Source organism: Agrobacterium sp. MCAB5 (assembly GCF_052114365.1).
Classification (GTDB): Bacteria; Pseudomonadota; Alphaproteobacteria; order Rhizobiales; family Rhizobiaceae; genus Agrobacterium; species Agrobacterium tumefaciens.
In genome coordinates, this window is sequence record NZ_JBFREP010000154.1 from 1 (window position 1) to 584 (window position 584).

A 584-nucleotide genomic window follows, 5' to 3' on the forward strand; every position below is an offset into this window, starting at 1 on the left:
CGCCTGCATCCGCCTGCATCTGGCACGGGGTGCACTGGCCAAAGGCGCACCGCCCGCCGAGGTGGCGTTTTTCGCCGGTTTCTCCGACCAGAGCCATTTGAACAGGTTTTTCGTACGGCAGTTCGGAGTGACGCCTGCGGCGTATAGGGCAGCCGTTTCGTAGGGCAGGTTGGGGTAATGGGGAAGGGCCGTGTTGCGGCAACCTCGTTGTTTCAAGCGGTACAGACGCGTACTTCTTCCCTCATTCCTGTGTTTGTCACAGGAATCCAGCCAGCCCAAGTCCTTGGGCTGAAAGGACTTTTCCCCTCCGCGCAGACGCGCGTCGACTGGATTCCTGTGACAAGCACAGGAATGAGGGAAGGTGGGGGGGCCAGGATCATAGTCCGCTACGGACGCGAGCCTCCAAGCGTCAGCGCTGCAATTTCATCCAAGACGCCAGCCCCGTCCCCCGCCATGATCAAGCCCTCCATCCCACAGGACTTGCCGCTTCCATGACCCCTGAATTCCTCATCACATCCCTGATCATCGCCGCTTCTCCCGGAACAGGCGTGGTTTACACGCTGGCCGCCGGCCTGTCCCAAGGG

At 61.1% G+C, this 584-nt stretch carries 1 protein-coding gene and 1 pseudogene; both read left to right on the top strand.

The features are described 5' to 3' along the window. The coding region (locus AB4Z23_RS27930; RefSeq protein ID WP_441361232.1) for a helix-turn-helix domain-containing protein at nt 1–163 on the top strand (163 nt) is incomplete at its 5' end. A 328-nt stretch (nt 164–491) separates the two neighbouring features. Further along, nucleotides 492–584, top strand: a pseudogene (locus AB4Z23_RS27935) (LysE family translocator); the annotation flags it as partial.